General features: G+C 67.1%; 28 protein-coding genes and 3 pseudogenes. 21 read left to right on the top strand and 10 right to left on the bottom strand.

All coding sequences use genetic code 11. From position 1 onward, the window contains the following. Window positions 1-56: 56 nt before the first annotated feature. Window positions 57-746, top strand: a complete 690-nt coding sequence (locus HGB39_RS22285) for a DUF4333 domain-containing protein (protein WP_081276434.1) — start codon at window positions 57-59, stop codon at window positions 744-746. A 24-nt stretch (window positions 747-770) separates the two neighbouring features. Here HGB39_RS22285 and HGB39_RS22280 read toward each other — a convergent pair whose 3' ends face one another. Continuing rightward, window positions 771-1,727 (bottom strand): 5'-3' exonuclease, encoded by a 957-nt coding sequence (locus HGB39_RS22280; RefSeq protein ID WP_005564283.1) that lies wholly within the window; start codon window positions 1,725-1,727, stop codon window positions 771-773. Between the two features lie 36 nt (window positions 1,728-1,763). Between HGB39_RS22280 and HGB39_RS22275 the strand changes: the two genes are divergently transcribed. Both HGB39_RS22275 and HGB39_RS22270 read left to right on the top strand, forming a co-directional pair. Then, window positions 1,764-2,903, top strand: coding sequence for a M24 family metallopeptidase (locus tag HGB39_RS22275; RefSeq protein WP_005256261.1), 1,140 nt, complete (start codon window positions 1,764-1,766; stop codon window positions 2,901-2,903). Between the two features lie 118 nt (window positions 2,904-3,021). After that, window positions 3,022-3,780 carry a polyprenol monophosphomannose synthase gene (locus tag HGB39_RS22270; protein ID WP_005256260.1) on the top strand — a complete coding sequence of 253 codons (759 nt, stop codon included), beginning with the start codon at window positions 3,022-3,024 and terminating at the stop codon, window positions 3,778-3,780. On the opposite strand, the gene HGB39_RS22265 is transcribed toward HGB39_RS22270, so the two are convergent. Then, window positions 3,740-4,153 carry a TIGR03618 family F420-dependent PPOX class oxidoreductase gene (locus HGB39_RS22265; RefSeq protein WP_005564285.1) on the bottom strand — a complete coding sequence of 138 codons (414 nt, stop codon included), beginning with the start codon at window positions 4,151-4,153 and terminating at the stop codon, window positions 3,740-3,742. The two genes, HGB39_RS22270 and HGB39_RS22265, sit on opposite strands and share 41 nt — an antisense overlap. Before the next feature lie 30 nt (window positions 4,154-4,183). Here HGB39_RS22265 and dprE2 point away from each other — a divergent pair, with 30 nt between their 5' ends. From dprE2 to HGB39_RS22245, 4 genes are read left to right on the top strand one after another with little or no spacing between them, the layout of a single operon-like run. Next, window positions 4,184-4,960 (top strand): decaprenylphospho-beta-D-erythro-pentofuranosid-2-ulose 2-reductase, encoded by a 777-nt coding sequence (gene dprE2 / locus HGB39_RS22260; protein ID WP_005564287.1) that lies wholly within the window; start codon window positions 4,184-4,186, stop codon window positions 4,958-4,960. Then, window positions 4,957-6,192 carry a bifunctional cobalt-precorrin-7 (C(5))-methyltransferase/cobalt-precorrin-6B (C(15))-methyltransferase gene (locus tag HGB39_RS22255; protein WP_005564289.1) on the top strand — a complete coding sequence of 412 codons (1,236 nt, stop codon included), beginning with the start codon at window positions 4,957-4,959 and terminating at the stop codon, window positions 6,190-6,192. Before dprE2 ends, HGB39_RS22255 begins: the two co-directional genes overlap by 4 nt. After that, the gene (cobM, locus tag HGB39_RS22250; RefSeq protein ID WP_005564291.1) at window positions 6,189-6,938 is read left to right on the top strand and encodes a precorrin-4 C(11)-methyltransferase; all 750 of its coding nucleotides are present in this window, start codon (window positions 6,189-6,191) and stop codon (window positions 6,936-6,938) included. The genes HGB39_RS22255 and cobM overlap by 4 nt, the downstream gene beginning before the upstream one ends. A gap of 2 nt (window positions 6,939-6,940) precedes the next feature. Next, on the top strand, window positions 6,941-7,684 hold the full coding sequence (locus HGB39_RS22245; protein WP_005564293.1) for a cobalt-precorrin-6A reductase: 744 nt from the start codon (window positions 6,941-6,943) through the stop codon (window positions 7,682-7,684). A gap of 21 nt (window positions 7,685-7,705) precedes the next feature. Here HGB39_RS22245 and HGB39_RS22240 read toward each other — a convergent pair whose 3' ends face one another. Then, window positions 7,706-8,143, bottom strand: coding sequence for a cupin domain-containing protein (locus tag HGB39_RS22240; RefSeq protein ID WP_005564295.1), 438 nt, complete (start codon window positions 8,141-8,143; stop codon window positions 7,706-7,708). 240 nt (window positions 8,144-8,383) lie between these two features. Here HGB39_RS22240 and HGB39_RS22235 point away from each other — a divergent pair, with 240 nt between their 5' ends. From HGB39_RS22235 to HGB39_RS22205, 7 genes and pseudogenes are all read left to right on the top strand, one after another. Then, window positions 8,384-9,124, top strand: a complete 741-nt coding sequence (locus HGB39_RS22235; RefSeq protein WP_005564297.1) for a lipoate--protein ligase family protein — start codon at window positions 8,384-8,386, stop codon at window positions 9,122-9,124. A 225-nt stretch (window positions 9,125-9,349) separates the two neighbouring features. Next, on the top strand, window positions 9,350-9,784 hold the full coding sequence (locus HGB39_RS22230) for a hypothetical protein (RefSeq protein WP_043788538.1): 435 nt from the start codon (window positions 9,350-9,352) through the stop codon (window positions 9,782-9,784). A 56-nt stretch (window positions 9,785-9,840) separates the two neighbouring features. Then, window positions 9,841-10,087: pseudogene (locus tag HGB39_RS22225) on the top strand (MFS transporter); the annotation flags it as partial. A 91-nt stretch (window positions 10,088-10,178) separates the two neighbouring features. Further along, complete coding sequence (locus tag HGB39_RS22220; RefSeq protein WP_307866352.1) at window positions 10,179-10,457, top strand: SOS response-associated peptidase family protein; 279 nt, start codon at window positions 10,179-10,181, stop codon at window positions 10,455-10,457. Window positions 10,458-10,466: 9 nt separating this feature from the next. Continuing rightward, window positions 10,467-10,967, top strand: a complete 501-nt coding sequence (locus tag HGB39_RS22215; protein WP_005564303.1) for a hypothetical protein — start codon at window positions 10,467-10,469, stop codon at window positions 10,965-10,967. Between the two features lie 120 nt (window positions 10,968-11,087). Beyond that, window positions 11,088-11,333 (top strand): hypothetical protein, encoded by a 246-nt coding sequence (locus HGB39_RS22210; protein WP_248949590.1) that lies wholly within the window; start codon window positions 11,088-11,090, stop codon window positions 11,331-11,333. Between the two features lie 56 nt (window positions 11,334-11,389). Then, on the top strand, window positions 11,390-11,887 hold the full coding sequence (locus HGB39_RS22205; protein ID WP_005564305.1) for an SRPBCC family protein: 498 nt from the start codon (window positions 11,390-11,392) through the stop codon (window positions 11,885-11,887). 177 nt (window positions 11,888-12,064) lie between these two features. On the opposite strand, the pseudogene HGB39_RS22200 reads toward HGB39_RS22205, so the two are convergent. Further along, a pseudogene (locus HGB39_RS22200) lies at window positions 12,065-12,265 on the bottom strand (cold-shock protein); the annotation flags it as partial. Between the two features lie 472 nt (window positions 12,266-12,737). On the opposite strand from HGB39_RS22200, the gene HGB39_RS22195 reads away from it, so the two are divergent. The 3 genes from HGB39_RS22195 (at window position 12,738) to HGB39_RS22185 (ending at window position 14,456) form a co-directional block, all read left to right on the top strand. After that, window positions 12,738-13,178: a MerR family transcriptional regulator gene (locus HGB39_RS22195; RefSeq protein ID WP_248949585.1), complete on the top strand. Its 441-nt coding sequence runs from the start codon at window positions 12,738-12,740 to the stop codon at window positions 13,176-13,178. A gap of 158 nt (window positions 13,179-13,336) precedes the next feature. Next, window positions 13,337-13,678, top strand: a complete 342-nt coding sequence (locus HGB39_RS22190) for a hypothetical protein (protein ID WP_210752913.1) — start codon at window positions 13,337-13,339, stop codon at window positions 13,676-13,678. 484 nt (window positions 13,679-14,162) lie between these two features. Continuing rightward, complete coding sequence (locus HGB39_RS22185) at window positions 14,163-14,456, top strand: hypothetical protein (protein ID WP_155755949.1); 294 nt, start codon at window positions 14,163-14,165, stop codon at window positions 14,454-14,456. A 534-nt stretch (window positions 14,457-14,990) separates the two neighbouring features. Here HGB39_RS22185 and HGB39_RS40260 read toward each other — a convergent pair. Genes HGB39_RS40260 through HGB39_RS22170 form a run of 3 tightly spaced genes read right to left on the bottom strand, consistent with a single transcriptional unit; the run spans window position 14,991 to window position 16,431 of the window. After that, window positions 14,991-15,113: a class I SAM-dependent methyltransferase gene (locus HGB39_RS40260; protein WP_162276220.1), complete on the bottom strand. Its 123-nt coding sequence runs from the start codon at window positions 15,111-15,113 to the stop codon at window positions 14,991-14,993. Continuing rightward, window positions 15,100-16,194 carry a hypothetical protein gene (locus HGB39_RS22175; RefSeq protein ID WP_205627339.1) on the bottom strand — a complete coding sequence of 365 codons (1,095 nt, stop codon included), beginning with the start codon at window positions 16,192-16,194 and terminating at the stop codon, window positions 15,100-15,102. The genes HGB39_RS40260 and HGB39_RS22175 overlap by 14 nt, the downstream gene beginning before the upstream one ends. 33 nt (window positions 16,195-16,227) lie before the next feature. After that, window positions 16,228-16,431 carry a cold-shock protein gene (locus tag HGB39_RS22170; protein ID WP_005564311.1) on the bottom strand — a complete coding sequence of 68 codons (204 nt, stop codon included), beginning with the start codon at window positions 16,429-16,431 and terminating at the stop codon, window positions 16,228-16,230. Between the two features lie 507 nt (window positions 16,432-16,938). On the opposite strand from HGB39_RS22170, the gene gvpO reads away from it, so the two are divergent. The 3 genes from gvpO (at window position 16,939) to HGB39_RS40255 (ending at window position 19,618) form a co-directional block, all read left to right on the top strand. Continuing rightward, a complete protein-coding gene (gene gvpO, locus HGB39_RS22165) occupies window positions 16,939-17,331 on the top strand; it encodes a gas vesicle protein GvpO (protein WP_375154201.1) in 393 nt (130 codons plus the stop codon). A gap of 577 nt (window positions 17,332-17,908) precedes the next feature. Beyond that, window positions 17,909-18,571: a ribonuclease H-like domain-containing protein gene (locus HGB39_RS22160; RefSeq protein ID WP_231137652.1), complete on the top strand. Its 663-nt coding sequence runs from the start codon at window positions 17,909-17,911 to the stop codon at window positions 18,569-18,571. 132 nt (window positions 18,572-18,703) lie between these two features. Further along, a complete protein-coding gene (locus tag HGB39_RS40255; protein WP_368681081.1) occupies window positions 18,704-19,618 on the top strand; it encodes a hypothetical protein in 915 nt (304 codons plus the stop codon). Here HGB39_RS40255 and HGB39_RS40250 read toward each other — a convergent pair. The 3 genes and pseudogenes from HGB39_RS40250 to HGB39_RS22140 all read right to left on the bottom strand — a co-directional run. Then, a pseudogene (locus tag HGB39_RS40250) lies at window positions 19,594-19,806 on the bottom strand (hypothetical protein); the annotation flags it as partial. The gene HGB39_RS40255 and the pseudogene HGB39_RS40250 sit on opposite strands and share 25 nt — an antisense overlap. A gap of 147 nt (window positions 19,807-19,953) precedes the next feature. Then, complete coding sequence (locus tag HGB39_RS22145; protein WP_155755948.1) at window positions 19,954-20,115, bottom strand: hypothetical protein; 162 nt, start codon at window positions 20,113-20,115, stop codon at window positions 19,954-19,956. Next, window positions 20,112-20,423 carry a hypothetical protein gene (locus HGB39_RS22140; RefSeq protein WP_005262256.1) on the bottom strand — a complete coding sequence of 104 codons (312 nt, stop codon included), beginning with the start codon at window positions 20,421-20,423 and terminating at the stop codon, window positions 20,112-20,114. The genes HGB39_RS22145 and HGB39_RS22140 overlap by 4 nt, the downstream gene beginning before the upstream one ends. 463 nt (window positions 20,424-20,886) lie before the next feature. Between HGB39_RS22140 and HGB39_RS22135 the strand changes: the two genes are divergently transcribed. After that, complete coding sequence (locus tag HGB39_RS22135; RefSeq protein WP_168442942.1) at window positions 20,887-22,296, top strand: Lsr2 family DNA-binding protein; 1,410 nt, start codon at window positions 20,887-20,889, stop codon at window positions 22,294-22,296. The last annotated feature ends 73 nt before the right edge of the window (window positions 22,297-22,369 follow it).

The following is a 22,369-nucleotide window of genomic DNA, read 5'->3' as shown; positions in this document are numbered from 1 at the left end:
CCGATGGTGGGGCGTTACGGTAGGTACAAAACTTGACACGTGAGCGGGAGGCGACGATGAGCGGCCCTTACGGACCGAACGACCCGAACGGGCAATGGGCCCAGGGACAGCAACCGGGCCAGGGTAACCCTGACCAGACCGGCGGCCAGTACGGGGCGCCGCAGTACGGTCAGCAGCCGCCCGCCCAGCCGTGGGGACAGCCGGGACCGGGTCAGCCTCAGCAGCCCGGGCAGCCGCAGTGGGGCCAGCACCCGCAGCAGCCCGGACAACCGCAGTGGGGTCAGCCGCCGCAACCCGGTCAGCTCGGACAGCCGGGTCCGGGACAGTGGGGTCAGCAGCCCGGGCAGCCGCAGTGGGGGCAGCAACCGGGTCAGCCGCAGCAGTGGGGCCCGACCCCCGGCCAGCAGCAGTGGGGGCAGCCGCCGTCGTCGGGGAAGTCGAAGCTGCCGTTGATCATCGGTGGTGTGGTGGCTCTGCTGGTGATCGTGGGTATCGCCCTGGTGCTCGCGTTCACGGTCTTCGGCACGGACACGCTCGATCAGAAGGCGGCCGAGGACGGTGTCGAGCGCATCGTCACCGATTCGTACGGCGCCGAGAACGTGTCCGGTGTCACGTGCCCCGCGGATCAGGAAGTGAAGAAGGGCAACAGCTTCACGTGCAGTCTCACCGTCGACGGTGAGAAGAAGCAGGTCACTCTCACCTTCACCGACGACAAGGGTACGTACGAGGTGAGCCGCCCCAGTTAGACACGTCCTCGGCCCACCCGTCCGTCACGGAACCCGTGCGGCGGCCACCTTTTTCATCGCCGCAGTGAGGCGGCCGACGGAATTCTCGATTCCGAGTTCCTCCGCCAGCCTGCCGAGCCGGTCCGCATCGACCGGTTCGGCGGGCAGCGTGTCTTCACGGGACAGTTCGACATCCGCGTTCCGCACCACCCGCACCACCGGCAGTGCCGCGTCGAGATAATCGGCTGCGGCGGCGAATTTCGCGCGCGCACCCTTCGCCATGTCGGATTCGGGATCGGCTGCGGCGGCCCGCAGGGCGGCGAGCGATCCGTATTGCATGATCAGGCTCGACGCGGTCTTCTCGCCGATTCCCTTCACCCCCGGCAGCCCGTCGGACGAGTCGCCGCGCAGCAGGGCGAGTTCGGCGTAGGCCTCACCGGCCCGGTCGGCGGGCACCCCGTATTTGGCTGCGACCTCTTCCGGCCCGAGCAGTTCGGCCTTGGCGAGGCCGCGCACCACGTACAGCACCCGCACCGGCACGGGGTCGTCCGTGACGACCTGCAGGAGGTCGCGGTCGCCGGTGACGACGATGGTGGTGTCGCGAGTCTCGGTGGCGGCCAGGGTGCCGAGAACGTCGTCGGCCTCGAGCCCTTCCGCACCGGCGGTCGCGATTCCGGTGGCGGCCAGGACATCCAGGATCATCGGGACCTGCGGCGACAGGGTGTCGGGCACCTCTTCCTCCGCCCCGCCGGTGTCCTCGGCGACCCGGTGCGCCTTGTAGGTGGGCACGGCCTCGACGCGGAACGCGGGCCGCCAGTCGAGGTCGAGGCACACTGCGAGCCGGGTCGGTTGGTGCTTGGTGATCAGTGCGGCCACCATGTCGGTGAACCCGCGCACCGCGTTGACGGATCGACCGTCGGGTGAGGTGATCGAGTCGGGTAGCGCGTAGTACGCGCGAAACCACAGGCTGGCACCGTCGAGGAGAAGCAGAGGCCCTGTCATGACCCTCATCCTGCCAAACCGGTTTAGCCTGAAGCCATGAGTTCCCTCGGCGCATCGACTTCACGCTTCCCGACCACCATCTATGCCGACCGGATCGCTCGCGCAGGCGCACTGGCCCGCGACGCCGGACTCGACGGCCTCCTCATCACCCCGGGACCCGACCTGCGGTATCTGCTGGGTTCGCGCGCGGAGTCGTTCGAACGGCTCACCTGCCTGGTGATTCCCGCGAACGGCGACACCGCGTCCGTGGTCGTGCCGCGGCTCGAACTGGCGTCGCTCACCGAGTCGGCGGCGTCCGAGCTCGGGTTGACGATCCGTGACTGGGTCGACGGGGTCGACCCGTACGCGTTGGTGTCGGGACTGCTGCCGTCGCCTGCCCGGACCGCCGTCACCGATGCGATGCCTGCGCTGCACCTGATTCCGCTGTCGGAGGCGCTCGGTGCGCTGCCGGTCCTGGCCACCGGGGTGCTGCGGGAGTTGCGGATGGTCAAGGACCAAGCGGAGATCGACGCGTTGCGCCGGGCCGGTCAGGCCATCGACCGGGTCCACGCACGGATGGGGGAGTTCCTGAAGGTCGGCCGCACCGAGGCCGAGGTGGCGGCGGACATCACCGCCGCGATCCTGGCGGAGGGGCACACCGAGGCGGCGTTCGTCATCGTCGGCTCGGGACCGCACGGAGCCGACCCGCACCACGAGGTGTCCGAGCGGGTCGTCGAATCGGGTGACGTCGTGGTCATCGACATCGGCGGGCCCGTCGAACCCGGCTACAACTCCGACTCCACCCGCACGTACAGCATGGGTGAGCCCGATCCGGGTGTGGCAGCCAAGTTCGCGGTCCTGGAGGAGGCGCAGGCGGCGGCCGTCGACCTGGTGCGTCCCGGCGTCACCGCGGAGGCGGTCGACGCGGCCGCCCGCGACCTGCTGGCCGCGCAGGGGCTGGCCGAGGTATTCGTGCACCGGACCGGGCACGGAATCGGGTTGTCGGTGCACGAGGAGCCGTACATCGTGTCGGGTAATGCGATCGAGCTGGCCGAGGGGATGGCGTTCAGCGTGGAGCCCGGCATCTACTTCCGCGGGGAGTGGGGTGCGCGGATCGAGGACATCGTGATCGTGACCGCTGACGGCTGCGAGCCGGTCAACACCCGGCCCCACGGGCTGACGGTGCTCCCCGGCTGAGCACCGGGAGCGTGCGGGGGCGGTGCGGCGCTGGTAGTAACATCTTCCATTTGTTCACGACCGCACTCGCCGCTGCACGTCCGCGGAGAGTCGGGATCACAGATCACGCGAAGGTGTCATGGAAAGCGTCGCCCCGAAGGTAACCGTCGTCGTACCGACCTACAACGAACGCGACAACCTGCCCAAGATCGTCGAGCTTCTCGCGGCGTCGGAAATTCCGAACCTGCATGTGCTGGTCGTCGACGACAACTCGCCGGACGGCACCGGTGAGGTCGCCGACACGCTCGCGCAGAGCGGTCCTATCCCGGTCGGAGTCCTGCACCGGACCGTGAAGGACGGCCTCGGACGGGCCTACGTCGCCGGGATGACCCGGGCGCTGGCCGAGGGCGCGGACATCGTGATCCAGATGGACGCCGACCTGTCGCACCCCACCGAGGCCATCCCGCGGATGGTGCAGACCCTGGCGACGACGGATGCGGCCGTCGTCCTCGGCTCCCGCTACGTGGCCGGTGGCGCGGTCGCCAGCGACTGGCCCTGGCATCGCAAGGCGCTGTCGGCGTGGGCGAACTTCTACGTCAACGCGATCCTGCGGTTGCGCGTCAAGGACGCGACCGCCGGGTTCAAGGCGTGGCACGCGGACACCCTGCGGGCCATCGACGTCGACGGTGTGCAGAGCAACGGGTACGCGTTCCAGGTGGAGATGAACTACCGCACGGTGCAGCGCGGCATGACCATCGCGGAGGTCCCGATCCGGTTCGAGGAGCGCACCGACGGAGTGTCCAAGATGAGCCTCGCCGTGCAGATCGAGTCCGCGCTGGTCCCGTGGAAATTGCGGTTCAGTGGTGACGCAGCGCAGCCGAGCCGAGTACGCGGCTGACGGCGATCTCCACGACCACGCGGGTCGGGTTCACCCGGGGCTGGCGGTACCTCGCGGCGTAGCGGGCGACGGCGTCGGCGACGGAATCGGGGTCGGTCAGCACCCGGGCCGGGCCCTCGAGTGTCATCCAGCGCGGTCCGTCCACCTGGCTCACCGCGCCGTACCCTCCGCGTTCGGCGTTGATGGCCTTCTGCGAGGAGCCGTTGGTGATGACCCGCGCCAGCCCGTGCTCCTGATCCCAGGTGAAGCCGACGGCGACGACGTGCGGGGTGCCGTTCTTGCGGAGCGTGGTGAGCGTCCCGAGGTGGTATTCGCCGAGGAAGGTGAGCGCCGCGTCGGTCAGGCGGATCGGGGTGGAGGGGGTGCGGTCCATGCCCCGACGGTAATCCAGGACACTGGACGGGTGAGCCTGGGATCGAAGAAGAACAGCGGCAAGCCCGGCGACGACGGGGTGGTACTCCTCCTCGGTGGTCGCAGCGAGATCGGCCTCGAGATCGCCACCCGGCTCGCACCCGGTCGCACGATCGTCCTCGCCGCCCGCCGCAGCACCGAACTCGCCGCCGAACGGCAGGCGCTGCTGGACGCGGGCGCGTCCGTGGTGGACTGCGTGGAATTCGACGCCGACGACCTCGACAGCCACGAGAAGCTGCTGCGGTCCGCGGTGGACACGCACGGACCGCTGTCGGTGGCGGTGCTGGCGTTCGGCATTCTCGGCGATCAGGCGCGCGCTGAGCGGGACGCGCGGCACGCCGTTGCCGTGGTCCACACCGACTACGTCGCGCAGGTCGGTCTGCTCACGCATCTCGCGACCCTGCTCCGGGAACAGCGGTCGGGACGGATCGTCGTGTTCTCGTCCGTCGCAGGCGTGCGCGTGCGCCGCGCCAACTACGTGTACGGGTCGGCGAAGGCGGGCCTGGACGGGTTCGCCTCCGGTCTCGGCGACGCCCTCCACGGCAGCGGTGTCTCCCTCCTGCTCGTGCGGTCCGGTTTCGTGATCGGCCGGATGACCGAGGGGATGTCGCCGGCGCCGATGTCGAGCACACCGGCGCAGGTCGCGGACGCGGTCGTGCGGGGTCTGCACCGCGGTGCGAGCCGAGTGTGGGTGCCGGGACGGTTGCGCCCGGTGTTCTTCGTCATGAGGTTGCTGCCGCAGGCGGTCTGGCGCCGGATGCCGCGATGACCGACCCGATCGTCGTCGTCGGTATCGGTTCCGACGGGTGGGACGGTCTGGCGCCGTCCGCGCGACGCGCGATCGAGGGCGCCGACGTCGTGATGGGTTCGGGCCGGCAACTCGCCCTGATTCCCGAGTCGCCGGCGCTGCGGGTGGCCTGGCCGTCGCCGCTCGTCCCCGCGCTGCCGGGCTTGTTCGAACAGCACCACGGTCGGCGGGTGTGCGTCCTGGCCAGCGGAGACCCGATGTTCCACGGTATCGGCGTCACCCTCGTCGACCTGCTCGGCGCGGAGCGGGTGCGGGTGATCTCGCACCCGTCGTCGGCCACGCTGGCCTGCGCCCGGCTGGGCTGGGCGGCGCACGAGACGCCCGTGGTCAGTCTCGTGATCCGGCCGGTGGACACGCTCCTGCCTGCACTCGGCGATCACACGCGACTGCTCGTGCTGAGCCGCGACGAACACACCCCCGCCGCCGCGGCCGAACTCCTGACGAAACACGGGTTCGGGCTGTCGCGGCTCACCGTGCTCGGCGAACTGGGCGGACCCGACGAGTCGAGGCTCGACGGAACGGCGTCGGCCTGGTCGCATGATCCGGGGGCCCGGCTGAACGTGATCGCGATCGACTGCCGGGCCGACTCCGGCACCCTCCGGCTGACCCGGATGCCCGGACTGCCCGACGTCGCGTTCACGGGCGACGGGCAGATGACCAAACACGAGATCCGCGCACTGACGCTCTGCGCTCTCGCCCCCGCGGCGGGGGAGCTGCTGTGGGACGTGGGAGGCGGGTCCGGCACGGTCGCGATCGAATGGATGCGCACCCACCCCCTCTGCCGGGCTGTGACTTTCGAGCGCAGCACGGCACGTGCCGACCAGATCGAGTCGAACGCTTCGGCGCTCGGGGTGCCGTCCCTCCCAGTGTTCGGTGACGCACCCGCAGCGTTCGAGGACGTACCGCCGGAACTGTCCACCCCGAACGCGATCTTCGTCGGCGGTGGCGTCACGCAGGACGGTCTGCTCGAGGAGTGCTGGTCCCGGCTCCGAGTCGGCGGCCGGATGGTGGCCAACGCGGTGACGGCGGAATCGGAAGCACTTTTGCTGCAATGGTTCTCGAAATGCGGAGGGCAGCTCCGCAAGTTTCAGGTGTATCGCGGTGAGCCGCTCGGCGGGTTCACCGCGTGGCGGCCGCAACTGCCGGTGGCGCAGTGGTCGGTGACGAAGCAGTCGGAAGGTGATGCGACATGACGGTGAACTTCATCGGGGCAGGTCCCGGCGCGGCCGACCTGGTCACGGTCCGCGCGCAGCGGATTATCGCGGCGAGCCCCGTCTGCCTGTACGCGGGCAGCCTCGTCCCGCAGGAACTGCTGGCGGAATGCCCCGAGGGTGCGCGGGTGATCGACACGGCGCGACTGAGTCTCGACGAGATCGTCGCCCTGCTGATCGAGGCGGACGCGGCCGGTCAGGACGTCGCCCGGCTGCATTCGGGTGATCCGTCGATCTTCAGTGCCGTCGCCGAACAGGTGCGCCGGCTCGAGGCTGCCGGCGTCGCGTACACCGTGGTGCCCGGGGTTCCCGCGTTCACCGCCGCGGCGGCGTCGCTGGGGCGGGAGTTGACCGTTCCCGGTGTCTCGCAGTCGATCGTGCTGACCCGCGTGTCCACGCTGTCCACCGCGATGCCGGAGGGTGAGGACCTGCGTTCCCTCGGCCGCAGCGGTGCCACGATGGTGGTGCACCTGGGTGCGCACCGGATCGATCAGATCGCCCTGGAACTCACCGAGAACTACGGCCGCGACTGTCCCGCCGCCGTAGTCGCGTTCGCGTCGCGTCCCGACGAGATCGTGCTCCGCGGCACCCTGGCCACGATCGCCGATCAGGTGAAGGCCGCGGGCGTCACGAAGACCGCCGTGGTAATCGTCGGGAAAGTGCTTGCTGCCGAAGGATTTCCGGACAGTTACCTGTATTCCGCCACTCGCGAGCGCACCACCCACTGAGCGTGGCACGGATCCTGATCCTCGGCGGCACCGGGGAGGCGCGAGCGCTCGCCGCCGCACTCACGGACGTTCCGGGGGTCGACACCGTGTCCTCCCTCGCCGGCCGGGTCCGCGATCCGCGCATGCCCGTCGGCGACGTGCGGATCGGCGGATTCGGGGGAGCGGACGGACTCGACGAGTGGCTGCGCGCGCATCCCGTCGACGCGATCGTGGACGCGACGCATCCGTTCGCGGCGCAGATCACGAGCAACGCCGCCGACGCCGCGCACCGTCGCGGGATACCGCACGTCGTGCTGCGGCGCCCGGAATGGTCCGCACGTCCCGGCGAACGCTGGCACCGCGCCGCCGACCTCGTCGACGCGGCGGCACTGCTGCCAGACCTGGGAACGAGAGTCTTTCTCACCATCGGCAGGCAGGGTGTCGACGCGTTCGCCGGCCTGAACGCACTGTGGTTTCTGATCCGCGCGATCGATCCACCCGACGTGGCGACGCCGCCGCAGTCGACACTGCTCCTCGCCCGCGGGCCGTTCGCGGTGGCCGACGAGATCACGCTGATGCGTGAGCACCGTATCGACGTCCTGGTCACCAAGAACAGTGGCGGCGGTCAGACCGACGCGAAACTCGACGCCGCCCGCACACTGGGCGTGCCGGTGCTGATGATTCGCCGTCCACCGTTGCCGTCGGCAACGGCAACGGTGGACGACGTCGCGGGAGCAGTCGAGTGGATCGCCTCGGTCACACGATGAGGACGCGGGTGCGGTGACCCGTCAGCAGGCCGGCGCCGGCGCGTCCTCGGACAGCGGCTTGCCCTCCGGTTCCGTGTAGAACGCGAGCAACACCAGCGGTTCGGTGCCCAGATTCGAGCCCTCGTGCACGTGATCGCTTCCGTGGTCCTCGGTGATCGCCTGACCGGCTGTCGTTACCGCTTTCGTGCAGTCCTGCAGAGTGCGGGACAGCACACCGGATTCGACGAACGCGTACACCGGACCGTCGTGGAAGTGCCACCCCGTCGTGCCGCCGGGGGCGATCTCGATGCGCCGCAGCGTGAGATCCGTGCCCGCCGAACTGCCCGCGACCGCCGGAACCGTGGTCTCGAACAGCACCTGCGCGGTCACTCCCGACGACGGCGTGGCCTGGGCGGGGGACGCGGACAGTACCGCGGCGACGGCACAAGACAAGACGACCACACTCGATCTGAGGAGCATCGTGACGACCTCTCGGCGCGCTGGCCCGGCACACTGTGTGCAGGCATCCAGGGAGTGCAATTCGGCGTGTCCAGGGTAGGGCTCCGGTGAGAGCCGCCGCGGGGATATCCGCGAACCCGATCACGCGTCGACTGCCTCCGGGTGCTCTTGTCGTCCCCCTCGGCGACACTGTAGTGGCGTGCAGGTTGCGGCGATGACGTCGTGGCCGTGAGATATTCGGGGCGGACCGACGGGAAGAGTATGACGATCGAGCAGTTGCTGACCACGCACTTTCCGGACGATCCCGTCTTGGACGCGGCGCTCGCCACGGCACTTCTGCGTCGCACCGCGCGAGAGCCGAATGCCCCTGCACTGATCCGCATCTACAGTCCCGCGCGGACGCTGTCGTTCGGACGTCTGGACGCTGTCCGACCGCAGTTTCCGGCCGCCGCCGCGGCGGCGCGGCGACACGGATTCACCCCCGTCGTCCGAGGAGCCGGCGGTCGGGCGGCGGCCTACCACGAGCAGACCCTCGTCGTGGAGATGTTCTCCCGGGACACCGAGGGCATGGTCGGGGCGCGCCCCCGCTTCCAGCGCATCACCCCGCGGCTCGTCGGCGTGCTGAGGAAGCTGGGTCTCGACGCTCGCATCGGACCGGTGCCCGGTGAGTATTGCCCCGGTGATTGGACGGTGAACGGCGCAGGCCGCGTCAAGCTGGCAGGGACCGCGCAGCGAATAGTCGCCGGGGCGTGGCTCTTCGGCTTCGAACTGGTGGTCTCCGATTCCGACCCCCTGCGGGCGGTTCTCACCGATGTCAATGCAGCCCTCGAGTTGGAGTTCGACCCCGGCACCGCGGCGTCCCTGACGGACCTGAACCCGGCCGTCACGCTCGAACAGGTCCGGGCAGCGATCCTCGCCGAAATCGGCGTGGTCCGCGAACGGACCGCCGACCCCGACCTCCTGGAGGAGGCCGCGAACCTGCGCGACGCACATGTGGCGTGAGGCGTTACCGCGCCGTGCGCCAAGGACGGCAACTTCGACTTGCAACGGCAAGTCCTTCCGGGCCCAGAGCATCGAGTCCTACCCGAAGCAGCAGACAAATGGCCCTTCTGCTCCCGCTGCATGCTGTAACGAATGACGACGGCCCGGCGACGGCATCGGTGACCCCGCGGCACGCCCCAGTCGTGTCCGAGCGAACCGGATGGGTCCCCACGGGAGGTAGATCCGATGCGACGACGTACCTCGAACGTCCTACCTGGACGGGGAACTTCGGCTGCTTCTGTTCTGGTCGGACTGGGTGCTCTCTTCCTGGGTGTCGCACCCGTCGCGACCGCGGCGCCCACGGATACCGTCCTGCCGGTGCCGGTCATCGGAATCACCAATTTGCCTACCGGTTTTCTCAGTCCCGTCTATTCGCAGGTGATGGTGCGCACAGATCCCGAGGCTCCGGGTATGACCGGATTTGTCGAATATTGCGTCTGCACAGTGCATTGGCGCAATCTGACGACTGGGGCCGCCGGCGCCGTGGTCCCGTCGCGGTCCACGGGTCCCGTGCTTACGGGGTCGGGAACGGTGGTCGCCGTCCTGACCGTCAACGGCTGGTCCGACCGTCCAGGTGTCCTCACCGCACTGCCCGGCGCGGGTACCTGGAATGTTCCGTGAGGAAGGGGTCACGCAGACCGACCATCCCGGCCCGGTGATCAAGGATCGCCCACACGGCGTCCTTCGGCACGGGTTTCGTCGTACGCCCCATCGGCGCCATGGTGTTCGGCAGAATGGGGGACCGCGTCGGCCGTAAGAAGACGTTCATGACGACGTTGCTCATCATGGGCGGCGCCACCACGACGCTCGGACTGATGCCCACCTATGACCACATCGGGATTCTGGCGCCGATACTGCTGGTGACATTGCGGCTGCTGCAGGGTCTCGCGATCGGCGGAGAGTACGGGGGCGCAGTCGTCGGCACCTACTACCAGCGAGTCCTCGACGGCCACCGGATCCTGACGTCGCATTTCCGCACTATTCCGCAGGGCCCGGTGAAATCGTCAGTCCCGGCGTGTTAGATCGGGATCAAGAGGACCGATCAGGGAGGACGAACGTGTGCGGACGGTATGCCAGCACCACCACCCACAAAGAAACTCGCTCCATCTTCGAGGTCGCCGAGGTCGTCGGCGAGGAGCTGAAACCGTCCTACAGCGTCGCACCCACGCAAGAGGACCGGGTCGTCCTCGAACGAGCACCGCGGGATCAGCCGGACGCCGAAGCCAGTCGACAGATCCGGACAGTTCGATGGGGACTGGTACCCAGGAACAGACGCCCGGTGCGTTGCGTTTGAGGGGGTGACATGATGATCGATGAGCGGCGAGAGACGTTGCGGCGGAAGTATTTGAGTCTGGGCACGGGCGAGCTGGCGGCGGCGGCGGTCTTCGCCGCCGTTTCCGTCGTCGCCGTGATGCCCCGAGTGGAGATCAGGCAGGATTCCGCGGCCCTGTGGTCGGCGTTGATCCCACTGCTCGTGCTCCTCGTGCAGGCGGGCATCTATTGGTTGTCGGCACGTAGCTGGGTCGAGCGGGCACCGATGCCGGCCGCCCTCGCCGCCGCCAATCGTGTGTTCCGGATCGTCGATCCGGGCTTGCTTGTGGTCGGGCTCGTCGGAGTGCTCGTGTGGTGGCCCGATCACGTCAGCGTGGCGATAGCAGCCGTAGCCGTATGGGTCTTCGGTGTCCTGGAGTACGTCAACTACTTCGTCGTCCGCCTGTCCTATCCCGCGGGCCGGTGGTTGACCATGGTGGGGCAGTGGCGCAACCCCCGGCTCGTGCAGGACCTGAACTCGGCGACGCGATGATTCCCCTCAGCGAGATGCCCTGGCGGGTGCCCCCGGTCAGGAAACAGGCGCGAGGAGCTTGACGAGCTGAGACCGCGCCCGGTGGATCCGCGGCGTGACCGTCTGGACGCTCACGCCTTGGTGTTCGGCGATATCGGCACCCACGTCGGCCGGACGCAGCAGGCCGATCTCGTCGTAGTACCGCAACGTTCGCGGCGACCGGATGCACGGATCCGCTTCTACATAGGCCCACGACACGGCAGCACCACCCTGTACTGGACATTGGTCGTCGATGAACCGGTCCCGGACGGGGAGACGATCGTCCGCATGCGCAAGCGAGTGAACGAACTCATCAACGCGAACCTGCGATTCACGTTCGGTCAGTAGTCGCCCCCGATCAAGGATCCATCACTGGCCGCTGCCGCCTACGTTAGGCTCGCGTGATGGCCACGCCTATCACAGTCGAGCAGTCGCGGGCGATCCCGATCGCGCGCCGGCAAGCCTTCGATGTGACGCTGCCGATTCCTCTGACCGCGATCTTCTCCCGCCGCTACGCCCTGCTGCCGCCCATCAAGCAGGTCCGCGGACAGGACGGGATCTGGAGCCGGGTCGGACAGTCGCGCACAGTGGTCACCACGGACGGCGGAACGATGCGCGAGCTGCTGACGGACGTCGATGCGCCGCACTCGTTCAGTTACCGGCTCAGCAACATTACCGGCCCGATGCGGCCACTGGTCGACAGCATCGACGGAACCTGGGAGTTCGTCCCGCACGGGACCGGGACGATGATCACCTGGCGATGGACCCTGCACTCGAGGGCCCTTGGGGCACTTGTCATGCCGCTGATCACCTCGATGTGGCGTGGCTACGCACGACAGGCACTGGAGCTGCTGTCCGCGCAACTTCTCATGCCAGAGCCCACCGAGCACACACCGGACTGACGCATTCGTGACGTCGTCACTGGTGGGCAGGTGTGAGCCTGAACCTTCCAGCTGACCCGGGCGGACACACACCCTCAGTCGCAGAGGTTCAGTCCTGGATCGCTGACCGGTCGGCGGTACTCATCCGGCTATCGAATGAGGACCGCACCCGGCGGGTGCGGTCCCGCAGACTAGTTGGACAGCCCGCACATTCGTGGCCTGCGGGCCCTTCTGTCCCTGGCCCACCTCGAACTCCACACGCAGGTTCTCATCGAGCGACGTGAAACCGCTGCCCATGATTTCCGAGTAATGCACGAGGACGTCCGGAGTTCCGTCGTCGGGCGCGATGAAACCGAAGCCCTTCTCGCTGTTGAACCACTTCACAATGCCCTGCGCCATGCCGATACTCCCTGAAGTCGATCCGGGCACTCATATCGAATTCCCGATCTCGATACCAGTGATCCTGCCACCCAGACGACGGATCGGGACGACCACACTGATCTGAGGAAGCGGACATCTCGACGCCTACTGCGACTGCCGACTTCGCCGTCCGTCATCGATCAACGAGAGCCGGTCCGTCGAGCGAGCGGCCGCCGACGTGGACAGAAAAGTCGGCAGCCGGGTGTGAAATCCCTGGTCAACCGCGGCAGAATTTCTGTAGTGGTGACTGTAGACATTGAGGGGTCGCTGGTGTAATGTTCCTCTCGTCGCAAGGAAAGAGTTCACGAGGTGCGGGAGAGAATGAACTGCCCGCAGAGAAGTACCGCAAGACCAGGATGTGCCGGGTAAGGATTGACGTGAGTGTGTAAGGCCCCGGCACGTCCGGCCGGCGGCCGGGCAGCACGAAGGCCCGACAGCCGGAAGAAGTGCAGTGAACAAGGAAGTGAAACCCGCTCCGGCCCCCGGTGCCTCACGGCGCCGGGGGCCCTGTCCGTTGAAAGGTGTCACCCCCATTCAGAAAGATTCGCCCGGCCGTGACCCGGCCGGGAAGTTCGACGACGAGGACTACCCGGCCTACAGCATGGGTCACGCCGCCGAGATCCTCGGCGTGACACAGGCATTCCTGCGCAGCCTCGACGCCGCGAAGCTGCTCACCCCCGGACGCTCAGAGGGCGGCCACCGCCGCTACTCCCGATACCAGCTCCGTCTCGCGGCCCGAGCCCGCGAACTGATCGACCAGGGCACCGCACTCGATTCCGCGTGCCGCATCATCATCCTCGAAGACCAACTCGCCGAGGCCCGACGCATCAACGCTGAACTCCAGCACACCCACCGCTCCAAGTCGGATCAGCCCGGCCCCGCATCCGGCTGAAGCGGCGCGGAAGTCTGCTCGAGGTCGGCCCCGGAGTCGCCACGGTGCACACCGGTATCGCCTACGGACCGGTACGAGTCGGGGTCGAGGTCCTGGAGTCGGCGCCGCACGCTGAGGCATTCCCGGAGTGGGAAGTCATCGAGGAGGCCGACCTCGAGGTGACGACGGAACTCGTCGTCATGACCCTCACCGGTGAGCTCGCTGAGGGACTACGGGTGACACCGCAGCTTTTACCCGCCCGGTATCGGCTTCGCGCGCATGCACGGGGACGGGACGCCAATTGGGATATGGATGTCAGCGAACCGTCAGAGGACTACTGGCTGCAAGTGTGGCCTGGCACCGGCAAAAGCAGCTTCGCCCAACTCGAGAAGAAGGACTTGGTTTGGAGTGACGGCGACGAATCCACGGCGAAGGATTCGATGCCCGATCCGGCTGCTGATGCCACACCGCCGCCCCTTCGGAGTACCAGTTGGAAGCCGCCTATCCGCTCGGCGATCTGACCTCGGGCCTTTGCGAGGACGGACTGTCGCATCGGCCCAGACCACACCATGCGAGGCGGCGGCATGCGGTCCCGCTAAACCATCCGTTTTCGGAACGTATACGCCAGGTACGCCGTTAGCCTGATGCGATGACGCAATGGGGGATCGTCGGAGTCGATCACCACCAGTTCGTGATGGGAGCGCGGCAAGCTGACACCCTCGACGGTCAACTGAACTTGCGTCCGCCGGCCCCGCCACGGCGGTTCTGTCCGATCCCCATCGGAGTCTCGCTGAGAAGTTTGCCGAATGGGGTGGTCGCCCGCCCGCCGAACGATTCCGGCTATTCGACGATCGCGCCATCCGTGAGGCGGCGAAGCGACTCGCTCAACTCGACCGGGACCTCCTCGACCAGCTGATCGAACGTCCGGAATCTCGGCAGGATGCCATTGCTCGGTGGGCAGCGAAAAGTGCATACGAGCGAGCCGGCCTCGCTGATATGGGTTGGGTGGCACCCGCCCTGACCGCACTCGACAAGCATGACCCACTTCCGCCGCCCTTCGACAATGAAGCGCGTGCCCTCGAACGCCTCTCCAGAGACCCGGAGACCCCGCAACAGATCTCCCTCCACGCGGACGGGCATGAGTACGTGCAATGGATCTATGCCGCCTCCTCGATCTTCCGGGCGCTCGAGACGAAGGAACTGGCGATGCTGCAACCCCTCGTGCTCGCCGCTCTCACCTACGGAACCACCCATTACCAGGAACTATTCGACGAGTTACGGCGAACATTCGACCTTTGATCGCACCCCGCTAGCCGAACCTGCACCGGGACGAGATCGGTGAAGTGGACTGGATTGGCCACCGAGACAGACGGTCACGGCGCAGTGCCAGGTCTACTTGGCCATGCTGGCAGTAGTGTCGATGTGCGGTATCTGAGCGAGGTGTCCACAGTTGCATCTCTACTGGCTTCGCGCCCTCGGCGGAAGCCTTTCGATCACGCCGATAGTTGGTGGTCGGCGACCGGCCAGCGATCCCTCGCGGGACAGCACGTCGTCATGAATCTGTCGCATGAGGCGGTCACGATGCGCGTCGGGCGAGTATGAGTGCTCCGCGTTTGGTCAACGGCAGCGGCAGGGGGCCGCGGTCGGCCAGCACATCGGCGAGAAGCCCTGCCCGGTAGTGCGGCACCAGACGTGCCGGAAGGTAGTCCCGCACAGCGTCCCGGTCGGGCAGTGTGATGAGTGACGCGTCCCAGGCCCGGTCTCAGCCGCCCCGAAGGCGGCCGCGACCAGATGTGGAGCGTCCTCTGCATCGAACGGAGTCGGCTCCGGTTGTCAGAACGGCGCCAACTCCGGGGAATCCACCCTGGAGATCGTGCCTGCAATGAACAGCCCGTCCGGGCGCAACACACGGTAGGCCTCGTGCAGGCCCAGCGCGGGCCGGTCAAGGTGGTCCAAGACGTTGACCGCGACGACGGCGTCGGGGTCGCGGAACTTTTCGTTTGTCTCGAAGAACCCCGCACCGCTCCCATGTCGGTGCGGATCTTCGAATAGTGGGCGCGCCGGGCGTCTTGTTGTCAGGTCGGAGGGGTCGTCGGGGCAGTTTCCACTCGTGGGCGTGGACGAGAGGAACCGAGCCGGTCTCCCGCAGACGCGCGATGGCGGTGATCATTTCGTCGTCGCGGAGGGAGTGGTCGTTGCTGATCCCGGCCCGCTCGAGCATCGGCGCGGCGACCTGCCAGGTGTCGAGGTACAGCCGCCACAGTCGGTCGAGGGCGAAGCAAGCGAGGTGCTCGCGGAACGCGGGCTTGTCGGTGACCAGCTTTCCGGTCGGTTCTATCCAGCCGCGGCGCATGATCTCGCCCGCGGAGAAGTGCACTGCCCGGCTCGACGCCGCGGACAGGTAGTCATACAGCTCGCGTTGCCCGGCACGGTCGGCGACCCACATCCCCGGCGGCAGAAGGCCGCCCGTCCATCCGTACTGCTTCTTCAGCCTTCTCGGCACGGCTCTGGTTTCCTCGCTCCCGGCTACGGCCCAGTCAAGGAAAGGTTTGGGGTACGACAGCCGTGCCATCTCCGTGTCCCCGATGTAGTTGCGCTGGGCGAGCAGCGCTCGGAGGGAGTCGAAGTTGCTCATCGACGCGAACAACTCCTGGGACCGGTCCAGGTCGAGCGAGGCGAAGAACCGGAGATGCATCACGTCGTCGAGGGCGGCGCGCACAAACGCCACGGCCAGATGACCCAAGTCGTGGCGGCTGAGCAGGAGGGCAGCCCGGATGCTGTCCTGCTGGCGGCGAAGGGAACTGTTGACGGCCAGCAGCCGGTAGTCCTGCGCGACGTCGGACCATGCCGGGTCGGTGACGGTCAGCACGTGTTCGGCGCAGTCCGCGAAGCGTTCGACCGCCTCAATCCGCACGGCGAGGGGCGTCCACCGATGAATCGGTCCCGTCTCGTCATTTTCGGGCATGGCGCTCATCCCGTCCGACGCTCCGTTGCCTGCCCCATGGTGGTCGCCCATTGCCGGGCTTCGAGCGGGCATTCCGGCTCGAATCCCTGCGCGGTACAGAGCAGCTCAGGCGGGACGCACATTCTGGGCCTGCCGCCCCTTCTGTCCCCGGCCGACCTCGAACTCGACCCGCTGATTCTCCTGCAGCGATTTGTACCCGCTGCACTGAATCTCGGAGAACTGGACGAAGAGGTCCGCGCCGCCGTCATCCGGGCTGATGAACCCGAAGCACTTCTCGCCGTTGAACCACTTCACCGTGCCCTGCGCCATGGTCGCTCACTCCCTGTCCCGGCGAGCCGGACCTTCCGCCGAGGACCGACCTCGAACATCCTGACCACCCCATTACCCCGGACGGCCGAAAACCGAACGTGACTGGAGGCGGTGTCCTCGATACGAACGATCTCAGAAGACAGCGCCCCGTGAGTAGGGGCGAAGGTCCTGCATCCTGCAACTTCGCCGCGGCACGCAAGCACGGGTGGTACCCCGACGACCACGTTGAGCACGGCCGAGCATCTGCGAGCTACGACGCCTGCACCGAACAGGAGGTTCACTGATCCGCACGTTGTCGGAAGGAGAAGCAACCGTGTCAGTGGCAGGCGGGCCGCAGGCGGGCACCGCATGCCCCACCCCCAACCCACATGAGGCCCGGAAATCGGGCTATTTACGGCGCGAGTCGGAGCTGCACCGACCCGAACAGTTGGTTCGCTGTACCGGCGGCGCGCACCCTGCGCGCCGGTGCCCTGGTGGCCGCCCACCGAGCGGTGAAAGGATTGGCATATGGCCAGCTCACAGCCAACGCCCACGAAAGAAAAGGAGATGGTTGGGATGGCGGTCCATCCCCGGCCCGTATCGGCAGCGGCGGCCGCTGCGGCCGCGTTGCGTGACATCGAGGTGTTGATCGGAAAGGAGTCGGAGAGCGCGACATCGGTGCTGCCGACCGAGGAAGGCTGGACGGTCGAAGTGGAGGTGATCGACCACCGGCACATCCCCCCGACGGCGGACATGCTCGCATTCTACGAAGTGGTGCTGGACCTGGACGGCGAAATGCTGTCCTACCGCAGGACCCGCCGATACCGGCGCGGCTCCGCCCTCGTTTTGTCAGACGACGAACCCTCCGTCGACGGAGACGGACAGACCCCATCCGTGGACGGAAGCGACGGAAGCGGCTGACAGATACACACTCCGAGGTCTCTACGGTTCCTCTGGTCCGTCGAGCACGCCGGCTCTCGCCCCGCAGCAATCGAACACCACTGATAGTGCGCAGGGCGGTGCATACTTCGGTGCGCTGCGGCGCTGCACGCGAGAACTCGCCCCGCCCGCCAGTCGGACCGCATACTTCTGCCATGCAGCAACTCGTCGCCGACAACGAATTCGTCATCAGTGCCGTGATGGTCGTGGTCATCGTGGCGCTCGCCGCCGCCGCGGTCTGGGCTGCGTTCCACTGGCCACAACAGTGAGTCAGCGGGCGGTGTGAAACTCCGAAATCCGGGTGCCGCTCACCGCGGACGTGTACTCGTCCAACCAGCGACGCCTGCCGCTTTTGCGCCTGGTGAAGGTGGGTACGTAGCGGTGATTATCCAGCATCCGGCTTGGGATCGATTGGGAAACCGCAGATTACTACGACGACGTCGATGACGAGGACGCCGACTGGGACGAGTCATCCACGCCAGTGTTGTGCGACAAGAAGAGCGGGATCCTGACCTCCATCGGCAAGATCGAACAGTGGCGAGCCCACGGGGAGGTATATGTGGCGAACAAGCCCAGGATCCTGCCCGGCACCCACGCACCGATTCCGGCCGGCTACATCGCCCTCGATCTCGAACACGAGGAAGAGAAGACCACCGCGGCGGTGTGGACGTTCTGCGCTCGCGCGGTCGGAGTAGCCAATCCGCGCCAGCTCACCATCTTCGCCGACGAGACCCATCAGGCCGATCTGCTCGCCCAGTTGGCCGACTTCTTGGCGGCCTATCCTGATCTTCCCGTCATCTCGTGGAGTCAGTCTGACATCCGAGTTCTCCGAAAGGCGGTCACGGAAATTAGCGTCGAGAACCAGCTGATCGGAAACCTCACCGAGACGCGCCACCACACGGACCTGCTCGAATGGACCAAGGGTGCGATGATCCTGCCGACGAAGAGTCTGGATCTCAAGACCGTCGCTGCGTACTTCGGGATCGCGAACGACGTCCCGTCCATGAACGGCTCGGTAGGGTCCGCGCGAATGAGGGCGCACCGGAGCACGACGAATCCGTCCGTGAAAGAGGAAATTCGCGCTGAGTTGATCCGGTACGTCCGGAGCGACGTCACCCTCCTCGTTGGCGTGGCGGACCACCTGCGGTCGATCCACGACGGAATCACGCCTCCGACCGGTAGGCACGAGCCGCTCCACGCCGATGACGTCATCTACATTTAGAAGTCTGGCCAGCGAGCGGCCGCGCGGGCCCCCAATAGCGTGCTCGATCGTGAGTCGCGCGCCAGCCTTGCGTCGTGTCGGACGGTGCCAATTTTTCACGATCGGACCGAAGATCGTCGAAGCCTTCGATCGGTGCTTGTCTCACCACCGCGCGCCCCGCAGCGCAGTCAGGATCCGAACCAGACGTCGGCTGCCCACCGGTACGACCGCAGGACCACAGGGGTGGGGAAGTCGTCGAGTATCGACCGCCGGCACCTCGCCGGGCAGGGCTGGCAGGTGCTCGATGCGGACACGATCAAGGACTACCTGCTCCGCGATGCCATCGAACAGGGCGTCTACACCGACCTGCTGAGCATCGACCTTGCGGACGGGCACCGGCTGATGCCCCGCGAACTCGCCACCCTGGTGCACGCCGAGTCGACGAAACTCCTCGACATCGTCACCGAGATCTGTCTGTCCCGCGGGGAGAACCTGGTCCTCGAGGGCACGTTCAGCTGGCCGGGCCTCGGCCCGCGGCTACTGACCGACCTCGCGTACGCCGAGTACGAGAAGTTCACGATCCTCGATGTCGAAGCACCCCAGCACATCACCCGTGCCCGGGCGTTGACCAGGTGGTGGCGGGGCCGGCAGGAAGCGTTGCGGGGCGGTGACGGGTTCGGTGGCCGGTTCACCCCGGGGTTCGTCATCGACGCCCTCTACACCGGCGACTCCGAGGAGACGGTGTGCGCCCGCAACGCCCGGGCCGCGTTCGATCACCCACTGGCCGCGGAGCTTCCGATCGTCGAACTGGTCGTCGAGCATGCCGACGGCGGTGACGAGACGTGGGTGAAGGAGAACGGGTGTCGTGGTCTACCCGCAGGTTCCGGCCGACCGACCCGACCCCTGACCGTCCCGGTCTCAGGCGCAGTCGCGGCAGATCGGCTGCTGCTTGTCGGCAAGTCGGCTGCGGTGATGGACCAGGAACAACTTATGCAGGTGACTTCGTCGGATTGTTCGGAGATGACGCGGACGGTGAGTTGTTCGCCGGACAGGTCGGCGCCGGGGTAGTTCGAACGAGTCTGCGGTGTCGGTGTCTTCGACGTCCAACGGTGGGAGACTGGGTGTCTTTCCTGCTGGCGGAGAGCTGTTCGAGGGAGGTGTCCGCTGTGTCGTCGGATTCGGTGACTCGCCGGTGCGTCGTAGTCGGTGACCCTGCCTGTGCGTTCGTGCCACCGGGGATGTTGACGCGGAACCACTCGAGAGCGTAGTTTGCGGCCGGACCCGCTTCGGTGCGCCGCCGGGTGGTGTGCGTGTCCCGCTTCTGCAGTTCGGTCGCGCCGGGTTGGTAGTCGATGCGGTGCCACAGGAACATTCGGGTGACTGGGGTGGGGAGGAATTCGGGTTCAGCGCGTATCCGACCGCCGATCCCGGGCAGGGGCACGATCCGGCCGATCTGCCAGATCGCGGTGGCGGTGGCGTTGGATTGCGTGGTCGACTTCGGTGATCTCGTCGAGGTGTCGATGAACCTGGGCGGCCGTGATCGTGTCGGGGTCGTCGGTGATCATGACGGCCTCATCGGCGATGGTCGAGCCGCGGGAAGTGCGGCGGATCCGACGACCGCCCGCCGGCTGGTGACGAGGACGTCTGCGTGCAGATTCGCCGGTGGCAGCCCCCCGCACCCCGACCTGAACGCAGTGGGTGAGGGCGGCGGGGAGGTGGCGTGCGCGCGGAGGACGGCGCGGACGGCGTTGACGGCCGGGACATCCCCGGCGCCGAGCGGCAGCAGATCGGGGGCGTCGGCGTCGAGGTAGGCGATCGCCGCGTACCGCGGCGCTGTGGGGACACCGATGACGCTGACTGCGAGAGACCACACTCCACATGCGGTGGCACGGTCATGACAATGTTCTCCCGGCTGCTGGGGATGTGGCCGGCGCGCGCCTGCATCATAGGGTTCGGTACCGCTGCGACCCGAGTCCGGGAGACGCTGCACCGCCGGAATTCCCGGCACAGTCGTCGGTCGGTAGATGGTGGGCTAACGCGCACGCCCGCTCGCCACCCTGAACACAGAAGTCGCCAAAGCCGCCGCACTAAATCCCCAGCCGCCGAGACAATTCGGAAATGCGTTGGAGACTAACTCCTGCCATGGCGAGCCACGCTCGCCCTGCAAAAAGCTCGGTGAATGTGAGTTTTAGCTCCACGAGGGTCGTGTTGGTCTGCCCACATGGACAATGGCTTTAGACAATTGAAATGTGAGTTCGGGTGAGCTTCCTCATCACCGAGACGGACCTGCCGTTACTGTGTGCGGTCGACGATTGCCGATATAGAAGGAGAGCACGATGGCGGTATCACCGAGGAATTCCGAAGGTTCGGCGAAGAGGACGACCAAGGAGATCCGTGAGTGGGCGATCGGAGAGGGCCGTGAAGTGTCGCCCCGCGGTCGGATTTCGGCCGAGATCGAGCAAGCTTTCCATCACGCTCAGGCAAAAACGGCGCCGGCAAGGAAGGTAGCCGCGAAATCGTCGGCCGCGAAGAAGAAGGCGGTCGCGGAGAAGGCAGTCGCGAAGAAGGCGCCGGCGGCGAAGAAGGTGGCTGCGAAGGCTCCGGCGAAGACAACAGCGTCGAAGACGACGGCCGCGGAGAAGATAGCCGCCGCGAAGACGCCGGCGAAGAGCGCGGCGGCGGTCGGCAAGGCGCCGGCGAAGACGACGACCAACGAGATTCGCGAGTGGGCGATCGGGGAGGGCCGTGAAGTGTCGCCCCGCGGTCGGATTTCGGCCGAGATCGAGCAAGCCTTCCATGACGCTCAGGCAAAGAAGGTTCAGGCCGAGGCGGTGCCGGTGAAGAAGACGGTCGCGAAGAAGACGGTCGCGAAGAAGACGGTCGCCAAGAAGGCGGCCGCGGAGAAGGCAGTCGCCAAGAAGGCACCGGCGGCGAAGAAGATGGCTGCGAAGGCTCCGGCGAAGACAACAGCGCCGAAGACGACGGCCGCGGAGAAGATAGCCGCCGCGAAGACGTCGGCGAAGAGCGCGGCGGCGGTCGACAAGGCTCCGGCGAAGACGACGACCAAAGAGATTCGCGAGTGGGCGATCGAAGAGGGCCGTGAAGTGTCGCCCCGCGGTCGGATTTCGGCCCAGATCGAGCAAGCCTTCCATGACGCTCAGGCAAACGAGGTTCAGGCAGAAGCGGTGCCGGCGAAGAAGACGCCTGCGAAGAAGGTAGTCGCGGGGAAGGCTCCGGCGGAGACGTCGGTCGTGAAGAAGTCGGTCGCGAAGGGGGCGGCAACGAAGGCGGTGGCGGCTGTGGAGTCGGCTGCGGATGCGGCGGCCGCGGAGACGACGGCCGTGAAGAAGAAGGTCGCGAGGAAGGCTCCGGCGAAGACGTCGATGGCGAAGACGCCAGGCGCGAAGACGACGGGCGCGAAGACGACAGGTGCGAAGACGACGGGCGCGAAGACGACGGTGGCGAAGGCGGCGGCCGCGGAGAAGATGGTCGCGGGGAAGGCTCCGGCGGAGACGTCGGTCGCGAAGTCGGCGGCTGCAAAGTCGGCTGCGGAAGCGACGGCCGTGAAGAAGGCTCCGGTGACGGGAGCGGCGGCGGGCACCGCGCCGGCGAAGGCGACGACCAAGGAGATTCGTGAGTGGGCAATCGGGGAGGGCCGTAAAGTGTCCTTCCGCGGTCGGATTTCGGCCGCGATTGTGCGAGCATTCCATGACGCTGCGGCAAAGTTGCCGCTCCCGCTCGGTTGAAGCGGGTGGGGGTCCGCTGATGAGCGTGACCGACCGACTCCTGTTGCCGCGGTATGCCGTCTCGGGTGAGCCC

Source organism: Rhodococcus opacus, from assembly GCF_012396235.1.
GTDB classification, from domain to species: Bacteria; Actinomycetota; Actinomycetes; order Mycobacteriales; family Mycobacteriaceae; genus Rhodococcus_F; species Rhodococcus_F opacus.
Note: the sequence above shows the minus strand (reverse complement) of the source record. Positions and strands in the feature narration are given on the sequence as shown.

Coding starts and splice junctions, on each gene's coding strand:
- HGB39_RS22285 (WP_081276434.1), top strand. CDS start 57: ATGAGCGGCCCTTACGGACCGAACGACCCGAACGGGCAATGGGCCCAG.
- HGB39_RS22280 (WP_005564283.1), bottom strand. CDS start 1,727: ATGACAGGGCCTCTGCTTCTCCTCGACGGTGCCAGCCTGTGGTTTCGC.
- HGB39_RS22275 (WP_005256261.1), top strand. CDS start 1,764: ATGAGTTCCCTCGGCGCATCGACTTCACGCTTCCCGACCACCATCTAT.
- HGB39_RS22270 (WP_005256260.1), top strand. CDS start 3,022: ATGGAAAGCGTCGCCCCGAAGGTAACCGTCGTCGTACCGACCTACAAC.
- HGB39_RS22265 (WP_005564285.1), bottom strand. CDS start 4,153: ATGGACCGCACCCCCTCCACCCCGATCCGCCTGACCGACGCGGCGCTC.
- HGB39_RS22255 (WP_005564289.1), top strand. CDS start 4,957: ATGACCGACCCGATCGTCGTCGTCGGTATCGGTTCCGACGGGTGGGAC.
- cobM (WP_005564291.1), top strand. CDS start 6,189: ATGACGGTGAACTTCATCGGGGCAGGTCCCGGCGCGGCCGACCTGGTC.
- HGB39_RS22240 (WP_005564295.1), bottom strand. CDS start 8,143: ATGCTCCTCAGATCGAGTGTGGTCGTCTTGTCTTGTGCCGTCGCCGCG.
- HGB39_RS22235 (WP_005564297.1), top strand. CDS start 8,384: ATGACGATCGAGCAGTTGCTGACCACGCACTTTCCGGACGATCCCGTC.
- HGB39_RS22230 (WP_043788538.1), top strand. CDS start 9,350: ATGCGACGACGTACCTCGAACGTCCTACCTGGACGGGGAACTTCGGCT.
- HGB39_RS22215 (WP_005564303.1), top strand. CDS start 10,467: ATGATGATCGATGAGCGGCGAGAGACGTTGCGGCGGAAGTATTTGAGT.
- HGB39_RS22205 (WP_005564305.1), top strand. CDS start 11,390: ATGGCCACGCCTATCACAGTCGAGCAGTCGCGGGCGATCCCGATCGCG.
- HGB39_RS22175 (WP_205627339.1), bottom strand. CDS start 16,194: ATGCCCGCTCGAAGCCCGGCAATGGGCGACCACCATGGGGCAGGCAAC.
- HGB39_RS22170 (WP_005564311.1), bottom strand. CDS start 16,431: ATGGCGCAGGGCACGGTGAAGTGGTTCAACGGCGAGAAGTGCTTCGGG.
- gvpO (WP_375154201.1), top strand. CDS start 16,939: ATGGCCAGCTCACAGCCAACGCCCACGAAAGAAAAGGAGATGGTTGGG.
- HGB39_RS22145 (WP_155755948.1), bottom strand. CDS start 20,115: ATGATCACCGACGACCCCGACACGATCACGGCCGCCCAGGTTCATCGA.
- HGB39_RS22135 (WP_168442942.1), top strand. CDS start 20,887: ATGGCGGTATCACCGAGGAATTCCGAAGGTTCGGCGAAGAGGACGACC.